Origin of the sequence: Bradyrhizobium sp. Mp27 (assembly GCF_029953005.1) — a bacterium.
GTDB classification, from domain to species: Bacteria; Pseudomonadota; Alphaproteobacteria; order Rhizobiales; family Xanthobacteraceae; genus Bradyrhizobium; species Bradyrhizobium barranii.
Genome location: NZ_JASAUS010000581.1, coordinates 1 through 704 on the forward strand (window position 1 = coordinate 1; position 704 = coordinate 704).

General features: G+C 61.9%; 1 protein-coding gene. It reads right to left on the bottom strand.

What is annotated here, in order from left to right; all coding sequences use genetic code 11:
- The coding region (locus QJT78_RS51840; RefSeq protein WP_281460916.1) for an AMP-binding protein at window positions 1-704 on the bottom strand (704 nt) is incomplete at both ends.

The window sequence follows — 704 nt, forward strand, 5'->3', positions numbered from 1 at the left end:
ACCGCTCCGCCGTCAGCTCCGGCCGGTTCAGATAGCCGCGCGCAACACCCGCCCCGCCAATGTAAAGCTCTCCCACCGCCCCAAACGGAACCGGCGCGCCATGACCGTCCACAAGGTACACCCGCGTGTTCGCAATCGGACGCCCGATATGCGGCACAGCGTTGTCGCTGAAGAGCCGTCCTGAGGTCGCCACCACCGTCCCTTCGGTAGGGCCGTAGTTGTTTATGAGCTTGAGAGCCGCTGGTAGAGACGCAGGCACACGTTGGAGACGATCCCCGCCAACAAGCAAGTACTCCAATCTGGAATTGATGAGCTTATCTTCCAGCGCGAGTGTAGCCAGTGGCGTGATCAAAAAGGCAACGGCCAGCGATTGATCTCGCCACCATTGCAGCAGACGCAAGGAATCTCCTGCTGCCGCTCTGGGCGGCAGCTGCAATGTGCTGCGGTTACATAACGCAGACCATAGCTCCCACGTGCTGGCATCGAATGCTAGTCCAGCCGTGAGTGCGCAGCAGGATTCTGGTTGCGGACAAAACGCTTGCACATGCCATGCGACAAGATTGACCAGGCCGCGATGCTCGACCATGACGCCTTTTGGGGTGCCGGTTGAGCCGGAGGTGTAGATCACATAGGCGAGATGGCGTGAGGTGAGGCCGAGCGCGCGCGGGTCCGGATCGGTGGCCGGCAGCTCGGCCCAGGCCGGC